This is a genomic window from Actinopolymorpha sp. B11F2 (assembly GCF_040195635.1).
GTDB lineage: Bacteria > Actinomycetota > Actinomycetes > Propionibacteriales > Actinopolymorphaceae > Thermasporomyces.
Map to the genome: position 1 here is coordinate 172,441 of NZ_JBEFTX010000013.1, position 15,289 is coordinate 187,729.

Genomic DNA, 15,289 nt, shown 5'->3' on the forward strand with positions numbered 1-15,289 from the left:
AGGTGGCACATCGTGAGCATGGGCGCAAGCATCTTCCTCATAGCGTTCGGCGCCATCCTGGCCTTCGCGGTGGATGCAGAACCAGACTGGCTCCGCATCAACATCGTGGGCTGGGTGTTGATCGTCACCGGCGTCACCATGTTGGTGCTGACGTTCACCATCTGGTCCAAGCGCCGACGTGGCACGACCGTGACCCAGCATCAGGTGTTCGAGGACGGCAAACAGACCAGCTCGGAGCGCAAGGTCTACCAGGACACCACCGCTCCACCGCCGGAGTGATCCGGGCGCGAGAAGACCTGCGGAAGCGGGGGTGCCTGCGCTGGCAGTGGCACCCCCGCCTCGACGGTGCTCAGCCGACCTTTCCGGTGACGTGTCTCAGCTGGCCTTCCGGCGCTGTCGCGGGGATGGCCACCTGATCGGACCGTGGTTCTCGTCGAGCACTGCCGATCGGATGTTGGCGAGGGTCATCGCGAGCAGTCGCGACACGTGCATCTGCGACATGCCCATCTCCTCGGCGATCTGTGCCTGCGTACGGTCGCCGAAGAACCACAGCGTGAGAATCTTCGCCTCCCGCGGCGGCACCTCGGCGAGGACGTCGCGCACCGCCTCCCGTTGCTCTACCCGGTCGAGCGCGGTGTCCTCGGAGCCGAGCAGGTCGCGGAGCGGCGGGCTGTCGCTGTCGGTTCCGTCAGCGGAGGCGGCGGGGCCGTCGAGTGAGAGGGCGGAATAGGCCGACGCGCTCTCCTGCGCCTGGACGATCTGGTCCTCGCCGACGTCTAGGTGCTCGGCGAGTTCGCGGACGGTGGGCGTCCGCTGCAGCTCGCCGGTCAGCCGGTCGTTCGCCTGCAGCACGGCGTGGTAGAGGTCGTGCAAAGGGCGTGGGATGTGCACCGACCAGCAGTAGTCGCGGAAGTGTCGCCGCAGCTCGCCGAGGATCGTGGGGACGGCGTACGCGGTGAACGGCGATCCGCGGTCGGGGTCGAACCGGTTGGCGGCCTGGACGAGCCCCACCATCGCGACCTGGACGAGTTCGTCGACAGGTTCGCCGCGCCCGGAGTAGCGGTTGGCCAGTCTCCTCGCCAGGTAGAGGTGGTCGAGGACGAGCTGCGCCCGCCAATCGGGTGCCGCTGCCTGGCCGGTTTCGGACTGACCGTGTGCTGACGTGATGTCGTGTACGGAGTGGTCAACGTCGACTGGCGTTGTCATGAGCGAGTCCTCCGTTCGCGCGGGCTCTGGGCTTGAACGTGTTACTTCGCTGTTTTTTGCCCTGCCCAAGTCGCGGCTCGCCCAAACATCGACCTCACCCGGCCAGGAAATCCTGCGGGCGGACGCGGTGCTCAGTTGATCTGTGCGGCGAACATCCAGCGGTGCTTCTCGAGGGCGCGCAGGAGCTCGATGAGGATGTCCTGGCTCACCTGGTCGATCTCGTCGAGTGGTTCCAGGGCGGCCCGCGCACGGCTGATCGCCGCGTCGATCTGGTCGACGATCGCGCTCACCACCTTGTCGTCGCTCAGGAACCCTTCGTCGAACTCAGGGAGTTCGTTGGTCTGTGACACCGTGGCTGGACGGCCGTCGACCGCGACGTCGAGGGCGACCAGCCGTTCGGCCACGTCGTCGGACAGCCTGCGCACGTCGTCGACGAGGGTGTCGAGCTGTTCGTGCACCTGGGTGAAGTGGCGGCCCTGCACGTGCCAGTGCGCCTGCTTCGCGTTCAGCGACAGGGCGATCAGGTCGACGAGAACGGGCTGGAGAAGTCCGCCCACGTCCCTGCCCGCAACCGGGATGACACTGTTGTCGGCATTCATGGAGAACCTCCTCAGGCTGCGTGGACGCGATGCGTGTGTCCGTGCATCGATGTCCCCTACCCCACCCTGACCGCTGAAACACGAAGACACTGCGTTGATGGCGCCTGACGCAGGGTCGTAGGGCGATGGGAGCAGTGCTGATCCGACCTGCGACCGAGGACCGCGTTCCGGCGTTGCCCTAGCGTCAGCGGTCGGACGTGGCAGGAAACCGGTGCCAGGTAAAGGGAGGGCGTTCGTGACGGTCTGGATCTGCGCCACCTGTGCGGTCGAACACTCCGACACCGCTCAGCCGCCGGCGACGTGTGCGATCTGTGCGGACGAACGTCAGTACGTGCTGCCCGTGGGGCAGCAGTGGACGTCGCTGGACGAACTGGCCGCGGCGGGCCACCGGGTCCGGGTCGAGGCGCTCGAGCCGGACCTGTTCGGTGTCAGGGTGCGGCCGCAGGTCGGGATCGGTCAGCAGGCGCTGCTGCTGCGTACTCCTGAGGGCAACCTGCTGTGGGATCCGACCGGTTTCGTGGACGCCGCCGGGGCGGATCGGCTTCGCGAGCTCGGCGGTGTCGCCGCCATCGCGGCCAGTCATCCGCACATGTTCGGTGTCCAGGTCGAATGGAGCCGTGCCCTCGGCGGTGTGCCGGTTCTCGTCGCGGCGGCTGACAGGCAATGGCTGCAGCGGTCCGACCGCGTGGTGGAGTACTGGTCTGGTACGTACGACCTGTTTCCCGGCGTCACTCTGGTGCAGGCTGGTGGGCACTTCGCGGGGAGCGCGGTGACACGCTGGGCGGGAGGCGCCGACGGGCGTGGAGTGCTACTGGCCGGTGACACCATCGCGCCGACGCCGGACCAGCGGTGGGCCTCGTTCATGCGGAGTTATCCGAACAACATCCCGCTGTCGGCCGCCGCCGTGGAACGGGTCGTCGGCGCGGTGGAGCCGTACGACTTCGATCGGCTCTACGGCAACTTCGGTGGCATGGTGGCGCGGGATGCGAAGGCCGCGGTACGCAGGTCGGCCGATCGCTACATCGGTTGGATCAGCGGTGCGTTCGACGCGGACACGTGAGTGGCGGTCTACGGGTCGATGACGTGGCGCAGGTAGCTGTGGGGGTTGCTGAGATAGGCCTTCCAGTGGTCGACGAGCGCGAGCTGGTCCCAGCTGGTGCGGCGGATTCCGTGGTCGCCGACCTCGATGATGTCCGCGTCGGGCGTCGCAGCCAGGACGGGTGAGTGGGTGGCGCAGACGACCTGCGCGCCGGTCTTGCCGAGCTGGTGCATCAGCGCGACCAGGCGTAGGCAGGAGGTGAACGACAGCGCGGCCTCGGGCTCGTCCATGACGTAGAAGCCCGGCTGGGCGAACATCGCATCGAAGATGGTCAGGAATCCCTCGCCGTGGGACATCGCCATCACATTCTCGTCCCAGTAGCCGGGGATGCCGAGTCCGGTGACGGTCTCGAGGAGCCCGAACGCGGTCTCGGCCCGCAGAAAGAAGCCCTTCTTCCTGCGCCGCGGACCTGTCATCATCTTCGATCCGGCGGGTGTGAGGTCAAGCTGGAGGACCTCGCCGAGCGGCGTCTTTTCGCGATCGTTGGCGTACTTGCGGCCGGCACGCCCACCCCGTGCGTCCAGCCCGAATGCCTCGGCGAGCGCCTCTGCCAGGGTCGACTTTCCGGACCCGTTCTCACCGACGAGAAACGTGACGGGCTTTTCGAACACGAGCCCGTGCTCGGCGAGTTCCGCGACGCACGGCACCGTGAACGGCCAGCCGGCGTGGGCGGTGTCGGCGCGGACGCGGTCAGCGTGCGGGTGGCCTGGCACGAATGCGCGGCGGACGAGCACGATCATGTCCTTGAAGATCAGCGGGAGAAGATCACGAGGCGAGATCGGCAGTGGAGATCGGCACCATGGGGGGCAGTCACGCCGGGCTCGGTTGAGTAGGTGACCGACTTGGGCGCTGCCAGCCTACTGTCGCAGCTTTCGGTGCTCAGCCGACGTGGCGTTCCCCGCCGCCTGGGACCGGATCGGGTCTTCGTTCGTAGCGGTGGCCAAGTGGGCTCTGGACTCTGAAGACGCCCTGCTCGGGTTGGATCCACCACCATCGGCCCTCGTGTTTTGCTCGATGGTGCCGTCGGCAGAGTGTTGCCAGGTTGCAGACGCACGTAGGCCCGCCGAGTCGGTGCTCCATCGTGTGGTCGGCGTCGCAGCGTTCGCCAGGTCGGAGGCAGCCGGGTTGTCGGCAGGTGCGATCTCGGGCCCGGACGAACTCCTGCTGTGCCTTGGTGGGCCGGTAGGAACCGCGACCATGGACGACGACGGCGCCGTCATGAGTCGCAGTGTGGGAATACTCGAAGCCGGCGTGCGCGGCCTTCATGATTTCGGCGAGCACCTCGGCCGGCACGGGCCCGAACCCCACCAGCTCACCCGGGTCGCGTCCCGCACGAGCGGCTGCAGCATCGCTGTGGCGTGCATGTCCGTCGTCGCGGGCCGGCGGGTCGTGGTCCGCGGTCGCCTCTCCGGCAACCCGGCCTTCCGCTGCCAGCCGCAGCCAGGTTTCGAGGGGTGCGACGAGTTCGACCTTGGGAATGACGCCGTGCGTGTCGAGGTGATGACCCTGAAGCAGGTCGAGGAACACGTCCGCCTCGATCTGGGTGAGCGTCCGCTCGCCGTCGGCCTCGTCGTGGATGGCCTTCGCGACCGCCTTCACGAACGCCTCCGCCGCGGCGACGCCCTCCAGCGGAAGCTGATCACCGCCGATCTCGCCGGTCCCCTCACATCCTGGGCCGAACCTCACCCGGCGCTCCTCGATGGTTCGCCTGCGGCGTTCCGCCGCACCGTCGGGGTCGAGCGCCAGGACCTTGGCCCGCAACCGGCGGCTGATCTGCTGCTTGGTCAACCCTGGCGCGAGGGGGAGGACGAACGCCTCTGCCTGGGGGGCAAGCTCTGGCGAGAGACTCGCGGTCTCGGCCGCGATCTCCTTGGCCTTGGCCAGGTCGATGCGTCCTGCGTCGAGTACGGCCCGCGTGCCGGGGAGTCGTTCAGTGAGTGCGTACGCGAAGGAGAGTTCGCGGTCAGCTGATCCCGGCGACAACGTGAGGGCGGCCCCGATCTCGGCGGAGGCGAACTCGGTGAAGTGCTTCGTCAACTCCGGCGAGTCGGCCATGCATTCGGGCGAGCGCGCGACGAGTGTCATCACGTCGTACAGCTGGCACGACGCCCACGAGGACTGGCGTTGCCACGCCTGCATCACGATCACCCGGGCGTAGCCGTTGAGCATTGTCGGATCGATGCCGGCCAGGACGGCGGCAAGGTCAGGCCCCGGCGCCGCTTCTTTCAGCGCCGACAGGTCGAGCGCCTCGCTGTCGAACATGCAATCGAGTATAGCGTAATGATCACGGCGGAGCAGACGAGAAGACCCTTGTGCGGCAGGTTCTCTGTTCGCCACGAGTGAACACGACGGATTCCTGCAAGGCGGTGAGGTCAGGCCGGGTGGCGTCCGACGGCAACGGTGAGATCCCACCTCGGGCGATGGCGACGTGGAAGGCTGACGGGCATGGATGTGGCAGGTGCCTTCGGCGTCGTGACGGGCGCGTCGAGCGGAATCGGGCGGGCGGTCGCGCTCCGGCTCGCCGGGATGGGATGTCGCCTGGTCCTCGTCGGCCGGGACAAGGAGCGCCTGGACGAGGTCGCCGGGCGCACCGGTGGTGAGGTGCGCATCGCCGATTTCGCCGACGACGAGAGCATCGCCGCGTTGACGTCCTGGTTGGCCGCGCTCGATCCGGTGCCGGACATTCTCCTCAACAATGCCGGCATCGGCGCCGTTGCCGATGCGGACGCGGACACCGATGACGAACAGATCCCCGGCGCCGAGTTCGGCGCCGGCGTCGACCTCCGTTCGGGCAAAGAACTCCCCGGCGCGGTGCTCGAACGCCTGCTGGCCGTCAACCTCCGCGCACCGATCGAGCTCACCAGGGCGGTGCTTCCCGGCATGCTCCGTCGTGGCAGCGGCCATCTCGGCTACGTCACCTCGATCGCCGCACTTCTCGGCGTGCCGCGCGAGTCGAGCTACGCGGCTGTCAAGGCAGCCTTGCATGCGTACGGCAGAAGTCTGCACGCGGAAGTCGCCTCACGCGGTGTCGGCGTCAGCATCGTCGCGCCCGGCATCGTCGACACGGAGTTCTTCGACCGAAGGGGAGTGCCTGCCCGGCGGTTCCCACGTCCGATCTCACCGGACCGGGTGGCGGCACGGATCGTCCGGGCGATCGAACGCGAGCGGGCCGAGGTGATCGTCCCGCGCTGGCTCCGTATCCCCGTCGCGCTGCAGGCGGTCGCGCCCACGACGTACGTCCGACTCGCCGGCCGCCATGCCAGCTCGTGATCGTCACCGTCTCCGCCGCGATCATGAGCGGGGAGCCAGGGCTCAGCGGCCGGTGACGGCGCGGAGGGACTCGCGCAGGGAACTCATCGTGGCGAGGACAGCGGTCGGTTCGTACCCACAGTGCGCCATGCAGTTGGCACACCGGTCGTCCCGACCACGGCCGTAACGCTCCCAGTCGGTCTCCTCGACGAGTTCGCGGTAGGTCGCGGCGTAGCCGTCAGCCATCAGGTAGCACGGCCGCTGCCAACCGTAGAGGGAGTACGACGGAATTCCCCACGCCGTGCACGAAAAGTCCCGACGTCCCTCGAGAAAGTCCAGGAACAACGGTGAATGGTTCAGCCGCCACCGCCGCCGGTTGCCTCCCGCGAAGGCCTTGCGAAACAGCTCGCGCGTCTGCGTCACCCCGAGAAAGTGGTCCTGGTCCGGCGCCTTCTCATAGGCGTACGCCGGCGAGATCATCATCTGGTCGACCCGGAGATCGTCGTTGAGGAAGTTGAGCACGTCGATGACGTTCTGCGGTGTGTCGTTGGTAAAGAACGTGGTGTTCGTGGTGACCCGGAAGCCCTTGTCCTGAAGGAATCTCACGGCCTCCACAGCCTCGTCGAAGACTCCGTCGGCGCACACGGACTCGTCATGGCGTTCGCGCAGCCCGTCGATGTGGACGGCGAACGCGAAGAACCGGGACGGAACGAAGGAGAACCGGTCCCACCACTTGCGCAGGAGCACGGCGTTGGTGCACAGGAAGACGTACTTCTTGCGCCGCACCAACTCGTTCACCAGCGTGTCGATCTGCGGGTGCATCAGCGGTTCGCCGCCCGCGATCGACACCATCGGCGTACCGCATTCGTCCATGGCGGCAAGGGCCTGCTCCACCGGCATCCGGCGCCGCAGCTCGTCGGCCGGATGCTGGATCTTCCCGCATCCCGCACAGGCGAGGTTGCAGGCGAAGAGCGGTTCGAGCTCGACCAGGAGGGGAAACTTCTCCCGACCACGCAGCCGCTGGGTGGCCAGGTAGCGCGCCATCCGCAGGCTCTGCCGCATCGGCATCCCCATCCTCAGCGCACCTCTTTCGGCAACATGAAGCGGATGTCCTCGCGGGTGACCTCGCGTTCCTCGACGACCAGCGGGCCGAGCCCGCCGAGCGCGTCGACCACGCTGTCGACGAGCTCGGTGGGTGCTGAGGCGCCCGCGGTCACCGCCACGGTGTCGGCGGCCGCGAGCCAGTCGAGGTCGATCCCGGACGCGTCATCGACCAGGTGCGCCGGAGTGCCGAGGCGTTCGGCGGTCTCGACCAACCGGTTGGAGTTGGACGAGTTTGCCGACCCCACCACGAGAACGACGTCGGCCTCGTGGGCAACCGACCGGAGCGCGCGCTGGCGGTTGGTCGTCGCGTAACAGATGTCGTCGGACCCGGGGGCGGAAAGCGCCGGGAAGCGTTCGTGCAGGACGGCGAGGATCTCCGCCACCTCGTCGACCGCCAGCGTGGTCTGGACGAGATAGGACACGTGGTTCGGATCGGGCACCTGGACCCGGCGCGCGTCGTCTCGATCCTCGACGAGGAGCATCTTGTCCGGGCGTTCGCCCATCGTGCCGTCGGTCTCCTCATGACCAGCGTGCCCGATGAACAGCACCGTGTCTCCGCGATCGGCGAATCGGCGGGCCTCGCTGTGCACCTTCGCCACCAGCGGGCATGTGGCGTCGACGACGCCGAGGCCGCGCCTGTCCGCCGTGTCGCGTACGTCTGGAGACACCCCGTGCGCGGAGAACACCACTGTCGCGTCGGCGGGCACCTCGTCCAGTTCGTCGACGAACACCGCGCCGAGACCTTCCAGACGTCGTACGACATGGGCGTTGTGCACGATCTGCTTGCGGACGTAGACAGGTGGCCCGTTCTGGGCAAGCACCCTCTCCACGATGTCGATCGCCCGCTCGACCCCCGCGCAGAACGACCGGGGCGAGGCGAGAAGCACCCGCCGGGAGGGCCGTAGCGCCGACCCCCACGCGTCGAGGGCGGGTACGACGAGACCAAGAGCCCGCAGGGCCGTCCGCAGATGCCCGAGCGTCGCCGGCCGCAGCAACCGTTCCTCGGCCGGGTCGGCGATCACGCGGACACAGGCGGTGGGCGAGGGTCTCGGGGTCCCCTCGAGAACGTGGCGCTCGCGGAGCATATCCGTGGGATGAGACAGCAGCCACGCGGATTCCATGTCGACCGCGAGCGCCCCGGTCGCCCGCAGGTCCGCGCGGGAGGATCCCGACACGACGTGGTGCGCGCTCACCACCGGACCGGTGTGGACCGCCGAGCCGGCGCGGCGCAGTTCGTGCGTACGCTCGAGCGCGCCCGCGAGCAGCGGCGCGCTCGGGCAGGAGACCACTGCGCCGTCCGCGCCGTCGCGCACCTCGGTCGCCACCACCACGTCACCCGGGCGCAGGTCCGGCGACAGTGCGCCCGCGATGCCGGCGACCGCGATCCCCGCCGCCGAGCGTAGGTCCGCCGAGCCCGCGGCCTGCTCCGACCGCGACCTGCCCACGCCCGTACGCCGAACGACGGCACCCAGCCCGCGTCGCAGGCGTCGCGCCTCCGCGTGGGTCGGTGCGCAGACGACGTACTGTCGCGGCATCTCCTGCCTCCCCTCGGGCGTTCGAGTCATCGGATTCCTGCCATCGGATTCCTGCCGGCCGGGCCTCATGCGAACCGGCTCCCTGGCGATCCGGGTCTCGTGCAAGCCGGCTCCCAGGCGATCCGGACTTTCTGTCGGCCGGATGTCACCTCAGCTGCCGTTACATCGGCCCGCCGCCCCAGGTAGACCGGCCGAGCAGCCGGCCGAGGGCGCTGATCGGGAACACCATCCGGTAGAGGTGGTAGTTGATGTAGAAGTCGCCTGGAAACCCCGTACCCGTGAACTGCGGCTCGTCCCAGCTGCCGTCATCACGCTGCGAGGCCACCAGCCACGACATGCCCCGCATGGCCGCGTCGGAATCCTCCCGGTCGCCGGCGTGCAGGGCGAGCAGAGCCCAGGCGGTCTGCGAGGCGGTCGACGGACCGAGCCCCCGCCACGCGGGATCGTCGTAGGACCGGAGGTCCTCGCCCCATCCGCCGTCGTCGTTCTGGTGCTCCTCGATCCAGGTGAGCGCGCGGTGGACGGCCCGGTGGCTCCGCGACACACCGGCCGCGACGAGGGCCGGTACGACGGCGCCCGTTCCGTACACGTGGTTGGCTCCCCAGCGGCCGAACCACGACCCGTCATCCTCCTGGTGGTCGACGAGCCAGCGCACCGCCCGCCGCACCGTACGTTCCTGGGCGAGGCCCTCGCGGGCGAACATCTCGACGATGTGCGCCGTGACGTCGGCGCTCGGCGGATCGATCACCGCGCCGAAGTCGCAGAACGGAAGCTGGTAGGCAAGCTCGCGGGTGTTGTCGGCGTCGAAGGCGCCCCACCCGCCGTCCTTGCACTGCATCGCCCGCAGCCAGGCCAGCGCCCGGCCCACGGCGTCGTCGACTTCGGGGACCGCGGCCGTACGCCGCAGACCGAGCACGACCTCCGCCGTGTCGTCGGTGTCGGGGTAGAGGTCGTTGTCGAACTCGAACGCCCAACCGCCGGCGGGCGCGGTTGGGCGGCGTACGGCGTAGTCACCGCGGACCCGGATCTCCTCGCCGAGCAGCCAGTCGCGGGCCCGCACCATGGCCGGCCGGTCGGCCGGGACGCCGGCGTCGCCCAGCCCGACGAGGGCGAGCGCGGTGTCCCACACCGGAGACTGGCAGGCCTCGATCCGCCGGACCGGGCCCTCCGGGCCGTCGGACCGGATCGTGAAGCGCTCCCACCCGGCGATGCCGGACGCCAGCACCGGATGGTCCAGCGGGTAACCGAGCGCGTGCAGCGCCATCAGCGAATAGACCCAGGGCGGTTGGATGCCGCCCCACGAGCCGTCCTTCTCCTGCCGGGCGATGATCCACTCCGCCGACCGGCGCATCGCCTGCCGCCGCAGGGGAGTCAGCGGGCGGCGTTCGTACCCGTGCAGCAGCCGGTCGAGCCAGCCGAACGCACCCTTCCAACCGGTCAGCGGGTGAGGCGGGCGGGCGGCGCGGGCACCGGACCGCAGCTCGTGCGTGGTCACCCCCAGGTCCCGCCGCGGTCGCAACGCGCCGAGAATCGTCAGCGGTACGACGGTCTGGCGCGCCCAGCACGCCCAGTCGTAGAGGTTGAACGGCACCCAGTTCGGCAGGAACACCAGCTCCGGCGGCATCGCCGGCACGTCGTCCCAGCTCCACTCCCCGAACAGCGCCAGCCAGATCCGGGTGAAGACGCGGCAGCGTTCGAGGCCGCCGCCGGCGAGGACGAACTCCCGGGCGAGTGCCATGTGCGCTGCTTCGGGGTCGTCGCCGGCCAGCTTCAGCGCGACATACGCCTCCGCTGTTGTCGACAGATCGCCGGGTCCGAACCAGGAGTTCGCCCAGGACCCGTCGGCCCGCTGCCGGCCGCGGATGAAGCGCGCGCTCTCCTCGGTCTGTTCCGGCGTACGGATACCGAGGAACTGCCGCATCAGCAGGTCCTCGGCGTCCATCGTCACGTTGGTCTCCAGCTCGCCCTTCCACCAGCCGCCGGGATCCTGGAGGCCCAGCAGGTGGTCGACGGCCCGGTCGAGGGCGGCGTCCGCCTGGTGGAGGAGCGCGGAACGGTCCGCTCGACGTCGGTGCGCGACGACGGCTTCGCCGGATCGCCGACTGGAACGCGAGGTCGTCGTCATCAGCGGTCCCGCCCTCTCAGCTGCTGGGCCACTGCGGTCAGCTCCCTCTCGACCTCCTGGTGCAGGCCGAGCGGAGCCAGGGCGTCGATGCCCGCGGCGAGGTGCCGGTCCGCTTCGGCTTCGGTCCACGTCCGGCCGCCGGCCTCGTCGATCCAGGCGGCGGCGTCGGTGAGCTCGGCGTCGGTGAGGGGAGTGGGCTTCGCGTAGAGCTCCCGGAGCTTCCCACCCGCCGCGGTCTCGGACGTGAGCGCGACGACGACGGGCACCGTCTTCTTGCGCGTACGCAGGTCCGAGAGGACCGGCTTGCCGGTCACGGCGGGGTCGCCCCAGATCCCCAACAGGTCGTCGGTGAGCTGGAACGCCATGCCGATGTGGTCGCCGAACTCCGACAGTCCGCTGCACAACGGCGTCGGCGCACCGACCAGCACGGCACCGAGGGACGCCGCACACGCGAGGAGCGCCCCGGTCTTGTCCGCCGCCATCGCGAGGCACTCGGTGAGGCTCACGTCGTCGCGCTTCTCGAACGCGACGTCCGCGCTCTGGCCGGCGATGAGCCGCCGGACCGTCCCACCCACCCTCCGGACGGCAGCCGGGACCGTGTCCGACGCCACGTCGGCCAGGACCTCGTTCGCGAGGGAGAGGAGTGCGTCGCCGGCGAGGATCGCGTCGGACGTCCCGAAGCGGGCCCACACGGTCGGCCGGTGCCGGCGTTCGGTGTCACCGTCGATCACGTCGTCGTGCAGCAGGGAGAAGTTGTGCACCAGCTCGCACGCGACGGCGGCGGGAACGCCCTCAGCCGGCGGTGCCTCCGCCGCGACCGCCGAGAGCAGCGCGAGCGTCGACCGGACGCCCTTGCCGGCGGCGCCACCACGGGTACGGCCGTCGGCGTCCCAGAAACCGAGGTGGTAGCCGGCCGTGAGCCGCGTCGCGGCATCGAGACGGTCGATGGCCTTGCGCAGGGCGGGGTCCACCAGCCGGCGCGTGTCGATGCTGAACCGGTCCGAGGTCAGGGTCATGGGACCTCCTTCGTCGGCCCCATGACCAAGGTGCTGTGCTTTTTCATGACCTCACTTCGTTCGGTCATGGGACCTCCTTCGTCGGCCCCATGACCAAGGTGCTGTGCCCTTTCATGACCTCACTTCGTTCGGTCACTGTGGCCTCCGTGAGCACCCGTCCGAGGGCGTGTGGGTCGCGATCGATCGAGTCCGCCGCGCGGAGGCCGCTCCGGACAGCGCCCTCCATCGTGTCCGGCCAGCCGGTGGCCGTCCACGCGCCGGCAAGGACCAGGCCGGGCAACTCCGTCCGCGGTGCCGGCCGCAACGCGGCCGTCCCGGGACCCTGGCGGAAGGTGGCATGGGGTTCACGGGTGACGAACGACTCGATGAGCCGTGCGTCGCTGGCCCGCGGAAAGAGAGCGACCATCGCGTCGGCGTACTGGCGCTCGAGCTCCTCGGCCGGCGTCGCGATGTGGTGGTGGGCTGCGGAGAGCGAGACGACAAGGTACTGGCCGGAGTGGACGCCGGCCGCCTGGCTCCGGTCGAACACCCACTGCACGGGAGAGTCGAGTGCGGCGGCGAACGCGAGCGGCATCACCGACCGGTCGTAGTGCAGGTGGACGTTGACGATCGGGGAGGACCCGAGCCCGGTCCAGCGGTAGCGCAGGGGTGCGGCCCGCTCCGGGACCAGGGTGCCGGCCGCCTGGTGGGGGACCGCGAGGACGACACTGTCGACCGCCGCTTCGCCGTCGTGCGTACGAACGAGGAATCCCGCCGTGTCGCGGTCCCTGCCCGGCACGATGGCGGCCACTTTCGCCTTCGTGTGCAGGCGTACGCCGAGATGGGCGAAGAGCCGCGCGGCGGGTTCGGCGTGCAGCTGGCGGAGCGGCACGGCCGGGATGCCGAGGTCGGCGGCCCGGGAGTTCTCCAGCAGGCCGGTACGAAAGACGCGGGCGGCCAGCGCGAGCGAGGCGTCGTCCGGGTGCAGGTTCAGCGCAGCGACGGTGATGAGCGCCCACAGCCGGTCGACGGCGGGCCCACTCTGGCCGCGGATGCGCAGCCAGCTGCCGAAGGTGAGGGTGTCGTTCGCCGGGTCGTCGGGGTCGACCGTACGCAGGGCGAGGACGGCGGGCGCGAGCCGGGCGCGGTCGGCGAGCGACAGCGGTGCGTAGCGCGCGAGGGCCGCGCCCAGGTGCAACGGTGCGGGACCGCGGCGGCTGCGGCGGAGCCACGCCGTCCGGTACGGCAGGTCAGCGGAGCCGCGGTGAAGGACCGGGATGGCGAACCGCTCCTGCACCGGGGCGTCGGCGCTCACGCCAAGGCGCTCGAGCAGCCAGCGGTAGGTCTCGTAGCACCGGAGGAACACGTGCTGCCCGGTGTCGACGGTCAGGTCGCCGCGAGGGAAGGAGTACGTCGCGCCGCCGAGATGCGGTCGCGCCTCGAGCAGCGTCACCGCAGCACCCCGGTCGGCCAGCCGGCAGGCCGCCGCGATGCCCGCGAGACCACCGCCGACGACGGCAACCGATCGTCCGGTGAGAGGGTCCTCCGGCGCAGCCCTCGTCATGCCGTACCCCGGAGGATCGCGCGGGCAGCGACGGCCGCCTTCTCCCGGCCCGGCAACGACAACCGGGTGTGCCGGGTCGCGTCCGGGTCGGTACGGATCCGGCCCAGCAGGCGGTGATAGATGCCGGCCATCGCGGCCGTGCACGCGCGGCTGCGGCGGTCGAGCAGCGGGAGGAGTCCGAGCCCTCGGGCGTACCACGTCTCCGCGCGCTCGGCCTCGAACCGCACCAGTTCGGCGAACCCGGGCGAGCCCGCGAGTGCGCCGCCGGCGTCCACCTCCAGCGAGCAGCCGAACCGTTCGAGATCCTCCTCCGGCAGGTAGATCCGGCCACGCTGCCGGTCCTCCCGCAGGTCGCGGAGGATGTTGGTGAGTTGGAGTGCGACGCCCAGGGTGTCCGCCAGCGGTGCCGCGCGCGCCTGGTCGGGCGGGTCGAAGACGCCAAGCGACAGCCGCCCCACCGAACCGGCGACGCACCGGGCGTAGCCGACGAGGTCGTCGAACGTCTTGTACTGGTGGCCGCGGACGTCCGCCTCGCAGCCGTCGACCAGCTCGTCGAACGCCGCCACCGGGATCGGGAAACGCCCGGCCGCATCGGCAAGCGCGGTGAGCACCGGGTCGTCGGCTCTCCCGTGCGCCGCAGGTTCGTACGCCCCGATCTGGCGTACCTGGGCTCGGACGGTGGCGAGCCCGCGGAGCTTGTCCTCGTCCGGCAGGTCACCGTCGCCGATGTCGTCGATCCGCCGCGCCATCGCGTAGACAGCCGACAGCGCGCGCCGCTTCGCCGCCGGCAGCAGCCGGATGCCGTAGGAGAAGTTTCGCGCCTCCTGGCGGGTGATGGCCTCGCAGACGGCGTACGCCTGGACGACTGTCGGCTTCGACGCCGGCCTCGACGCCGGTGTCGGCGACTCTGCGCGGTTGCTGTCCCCCGCGGTCATCCCCACCCCCTTGCAACGCTCCGTAACCAGGCACCCGCCACATGGCGCGATGTGGGTTTCGGTACCCGTCGCAGCGGGTCGTAGTCGCCTCGGCGCAGAGCTGTGCACGCGGCCCGACCGCCGGCGATGTAGCCCGAGACGGCGAGCCGGGCCCGGCCGGTCAGTGAGGCGAGCAGGGGAGTGCCGGCGATCAGCCACGCCTCCGCGCGTTCGGTCTCGAACGCGATGAGGGAGCGCAGTGCGGCGGATGCGGACGGAAGGGCGAGGTCGGTTTCCGCGACGCCGAAGGCGTGGAGGTCCTCCTGGGGCAGATAGATCCGGCCCATGCGGTAGTCCTCCGCGACGTCCTGCCAGTGCTCGACCAGTTGGAGGCCGGTGCAGATCCGATCGGAGAGCTCGACCCGTTCCGGCGTCGCTTTGCCGAAGACGTGAAGCACCAGTTCGCCGACGGGGTTGGCGGACAGCCGGCAGTAGCCGACCAGATCGTCGAACGTCGCATACCGAGAGACCCGCTGGTCCTGTCGGTTGGCCTCGATCAGGCGGAGCAGCGGGTCGGCCGGCAACCGGCGCCGGGCGATGGGTGAGGCGAGCGCGGCGACCACCGGGTCCGATGGCGCCCGACTTCCGTCGTACAGCGCGTGGACATCGGCGCGGAGGGCGTCGAGGGTGCGCAACCGGGCTGTCCGGTCACCGTTGCCCAGGTCGCCCGTGTCGTCGACATGGCGGGCGAAGCGGTAGAGCGCCTGCAGGTCATTTCTGATTCGTACCGGCAGCACCCGCAGGGCCACCGGGAAGTTCTCGCCACCTGCTTTTGCCAACGGATCATCGGGTCCGATGGCAGGCGGGCCGACGCGTTGTGGATCCCAGGCACTCACCGC

The 15,289-nt window shown here is 69.9% G+C and carries 14 protein-coding genes; 3 read left to right on the forward strand and 11 right to left on the reverse strand.

The window, feature by feature from the left end; translation table 11 throughout:
* The first annotated feature begins 18 nt into the window (after positions 1–18).
* Complete coding sequence (locus ABN034_RS22735) at positions 19–279, forward strand: DUF6458 family protein (protein WP_349325973.1); 261 nt, start codon at positions 19–21, stop codon at positions 277–279.
* A gap of 96 nt (positions 280–375) precedes the next feature.
* Here ABN034_RS22735 and ABN034_RS22740 read toward each other — a convergent pair whose 3' ends face one another.
* Entirely contained in the window at positions 376–1,206 is an 831-nt protein-coding gene (locus ABN034_RS22740) for a SigB/SigF/SigG family RNA polymerase sigma factor (RefSeq protein ID WP_349693030.1), read from the reverse strand.
* Between the two features lie 131 nt (positions 1,207–1,337).
* Positions 1,338–1,805 carry a Dps family protein gene (locus ABN034_RS22745; protein ID WP_349693031.1) on the reverse strand — a complete coding sequence of 156 codons (468 nt, stop codon included), beginning with the start codon at positions 1,803–1,805 and terminating at the stop codon, positions 1,338–1,340.
* 235 nt (positions 1,806–2,040) lie between these two features.
* Here ABN034_RS22745 and ABN034_RS22750 point away from each other — a divergent pair, with 235 nt between their 5' ends.
* Positions 2,041–2,865 carry an MBL fold metallo-hydrolase gene (locus ABN034_RS22750; protein WP_349693032.1) on the forward strand — a complete coding sequence of 275 codons (825 nt, stop codon included), beginning with the start codon at positions 2,041–2,043 and terminating at the stop codon, positions 2,863–2,865.
* A gap of 8 nt (positions 2,866–2,873) precedes the next feature.
* Here ABN034_RS22750 and ABN034_RS22755 read toward each other — a convergent pair whose 3' ends face one another.
* A complete protein-coding gene (locus ABN034_RS22755) occupies positions 2,874–3,644 on the reverse strand; it encodes an AAA family ATPase (protein WP_349693033.1) in 771 nt (256 codons plus the stop codon).
* A gap of 139 nt (positions 3,645–3,783) precedes the next feature.
* Entirely contained in the window at positions 3,784–5,166 is a 1,383-nt protein-coding gene (locus tag ABN034_RS22760) for an HNH endonuclease (protein WP_349693034.1), read from the reverse strand.
* Positions 5,167–5,349: 183 nt separating this feature from the next.
* Here ABN034_RS22760 and ABN034_RS22765 point away from each other — a divergent pair, with 183 nt between their 5' ends.
* The gene (locus ABN034_RS22765; RefSeq protein WP_349693035.1) at positions 5,350–6,174 is read left to right on the forward strand and encodes an SDR family NAD(P)-dependent oxidoreductase; all 825 of its coding nucleotides are present in this window, start codon (positions 5,350–5,352) and stop codon (positions 6,172–6,174) included.
* Positions 6,175–6,216: 42 nt separating this feature from the next.
* Here the strand turns inward: ABN034_RS22765 and hpnH are convergent, their stop codons facing one another.
* From hpnH to hpnC, 7 genes are all read right to left on the reverse strand, one after another.
* Positions 6,217–7,227 carry an adenosyl-hopene transferase HpnH gene (hpnH, locus tag ABN034_RS22770; protein ID WP_349693036.1) on the reverse strand — a complete coding sequence of 337 codons (1,011 nt, stop codon included), beginning with the start codon at positions 7,225–7,227 and terminating at the stop codon, positions 6,217–6,219.
* A 2-nt stretch (positions 7,228–7,229) separates the two neighbouring features.
* Positions 7,230–8,792 carry a 4-hydroxy-3-methylbut-2-enyl diphosphate reductase gene (gene ispH, locus ABN034_RS22775; protein WP_349693037.1) on the reverse strand — a complete coding sequence of 521 codons (1,563 nt, stop codon included), beginning with the start codon at positions 8,790–8,792 and terminating at the stop codon, positions 7,230–7,232.
* Between the two features lie 160 nt (positions 8,793–8,952).
* Positions 8,953–10,917, reverse strand: coding sequence for a squalene--hopene cyclase (gene shc, locus ABN034_RS22780; RefSeq protein ID WP_349693038.1), 1,965 nt, complete (start codon positions 10,915–10,917; stop codon positions 8,953–8,955).
* On the reverse strand, positions 10,917–11,933 hold the full coding sequence (locus ABN034_RS22785; RefSeq protein WP_349693039.1) for a polyprenyl synthetase family protein: 1,017 nt from the start codon (positions 11,931–11,933) through the stop codon (positions 10,917–10,919). Before ABN034_RS22785 ends, shc begins: the two co-directional genes overlap by 1 nt.
* Positions 11,934–11,997: 64 nt before the next feature.
* Positions 11,998–13,476, reverse strand: a complete 1,479-nt coding sequence (hpnE, locus tag ABN034_RS22790) for a hydroxysqualene dehydroxylase HpnE (protein ID WP_349693040.1) — start codon at positions 13,474–13,476, stop codon at positions 11,998–12,000.
* Positions 13,473–14,411 carry a presqualene diphosphate synthase HpnD gene (gene hpnD / locus ABN034_RS22795; RefSeq protein ID WP_349693041.1) on the reverse strand — a complete coding sequence of 313 codons (939 nt, stop codon included), beginning with the start codon at positions 14,409–14,411 and terminating at the stop codon, positions 13,473–13,475. The genes hpnE and hpnD overlap by 4 nt, the downstream gene beginning before the upstream one ends.
* A complete protein-coding gene (gene hpnC / locus ABN034_RS22800; RefSeq protein WP_349693042.1) occupies positions 14,408–15,286 on the reverse strand; it encodes a squalene synthase HpnC in 879 nt (292 codons plus the stop codon). The genes hpnD and hpnC overlap by 4 nt, the downstream gene beginning before the upstream one ends.
* Positions 15,287–15,289 lie beyond the last annotated feature (3 nt).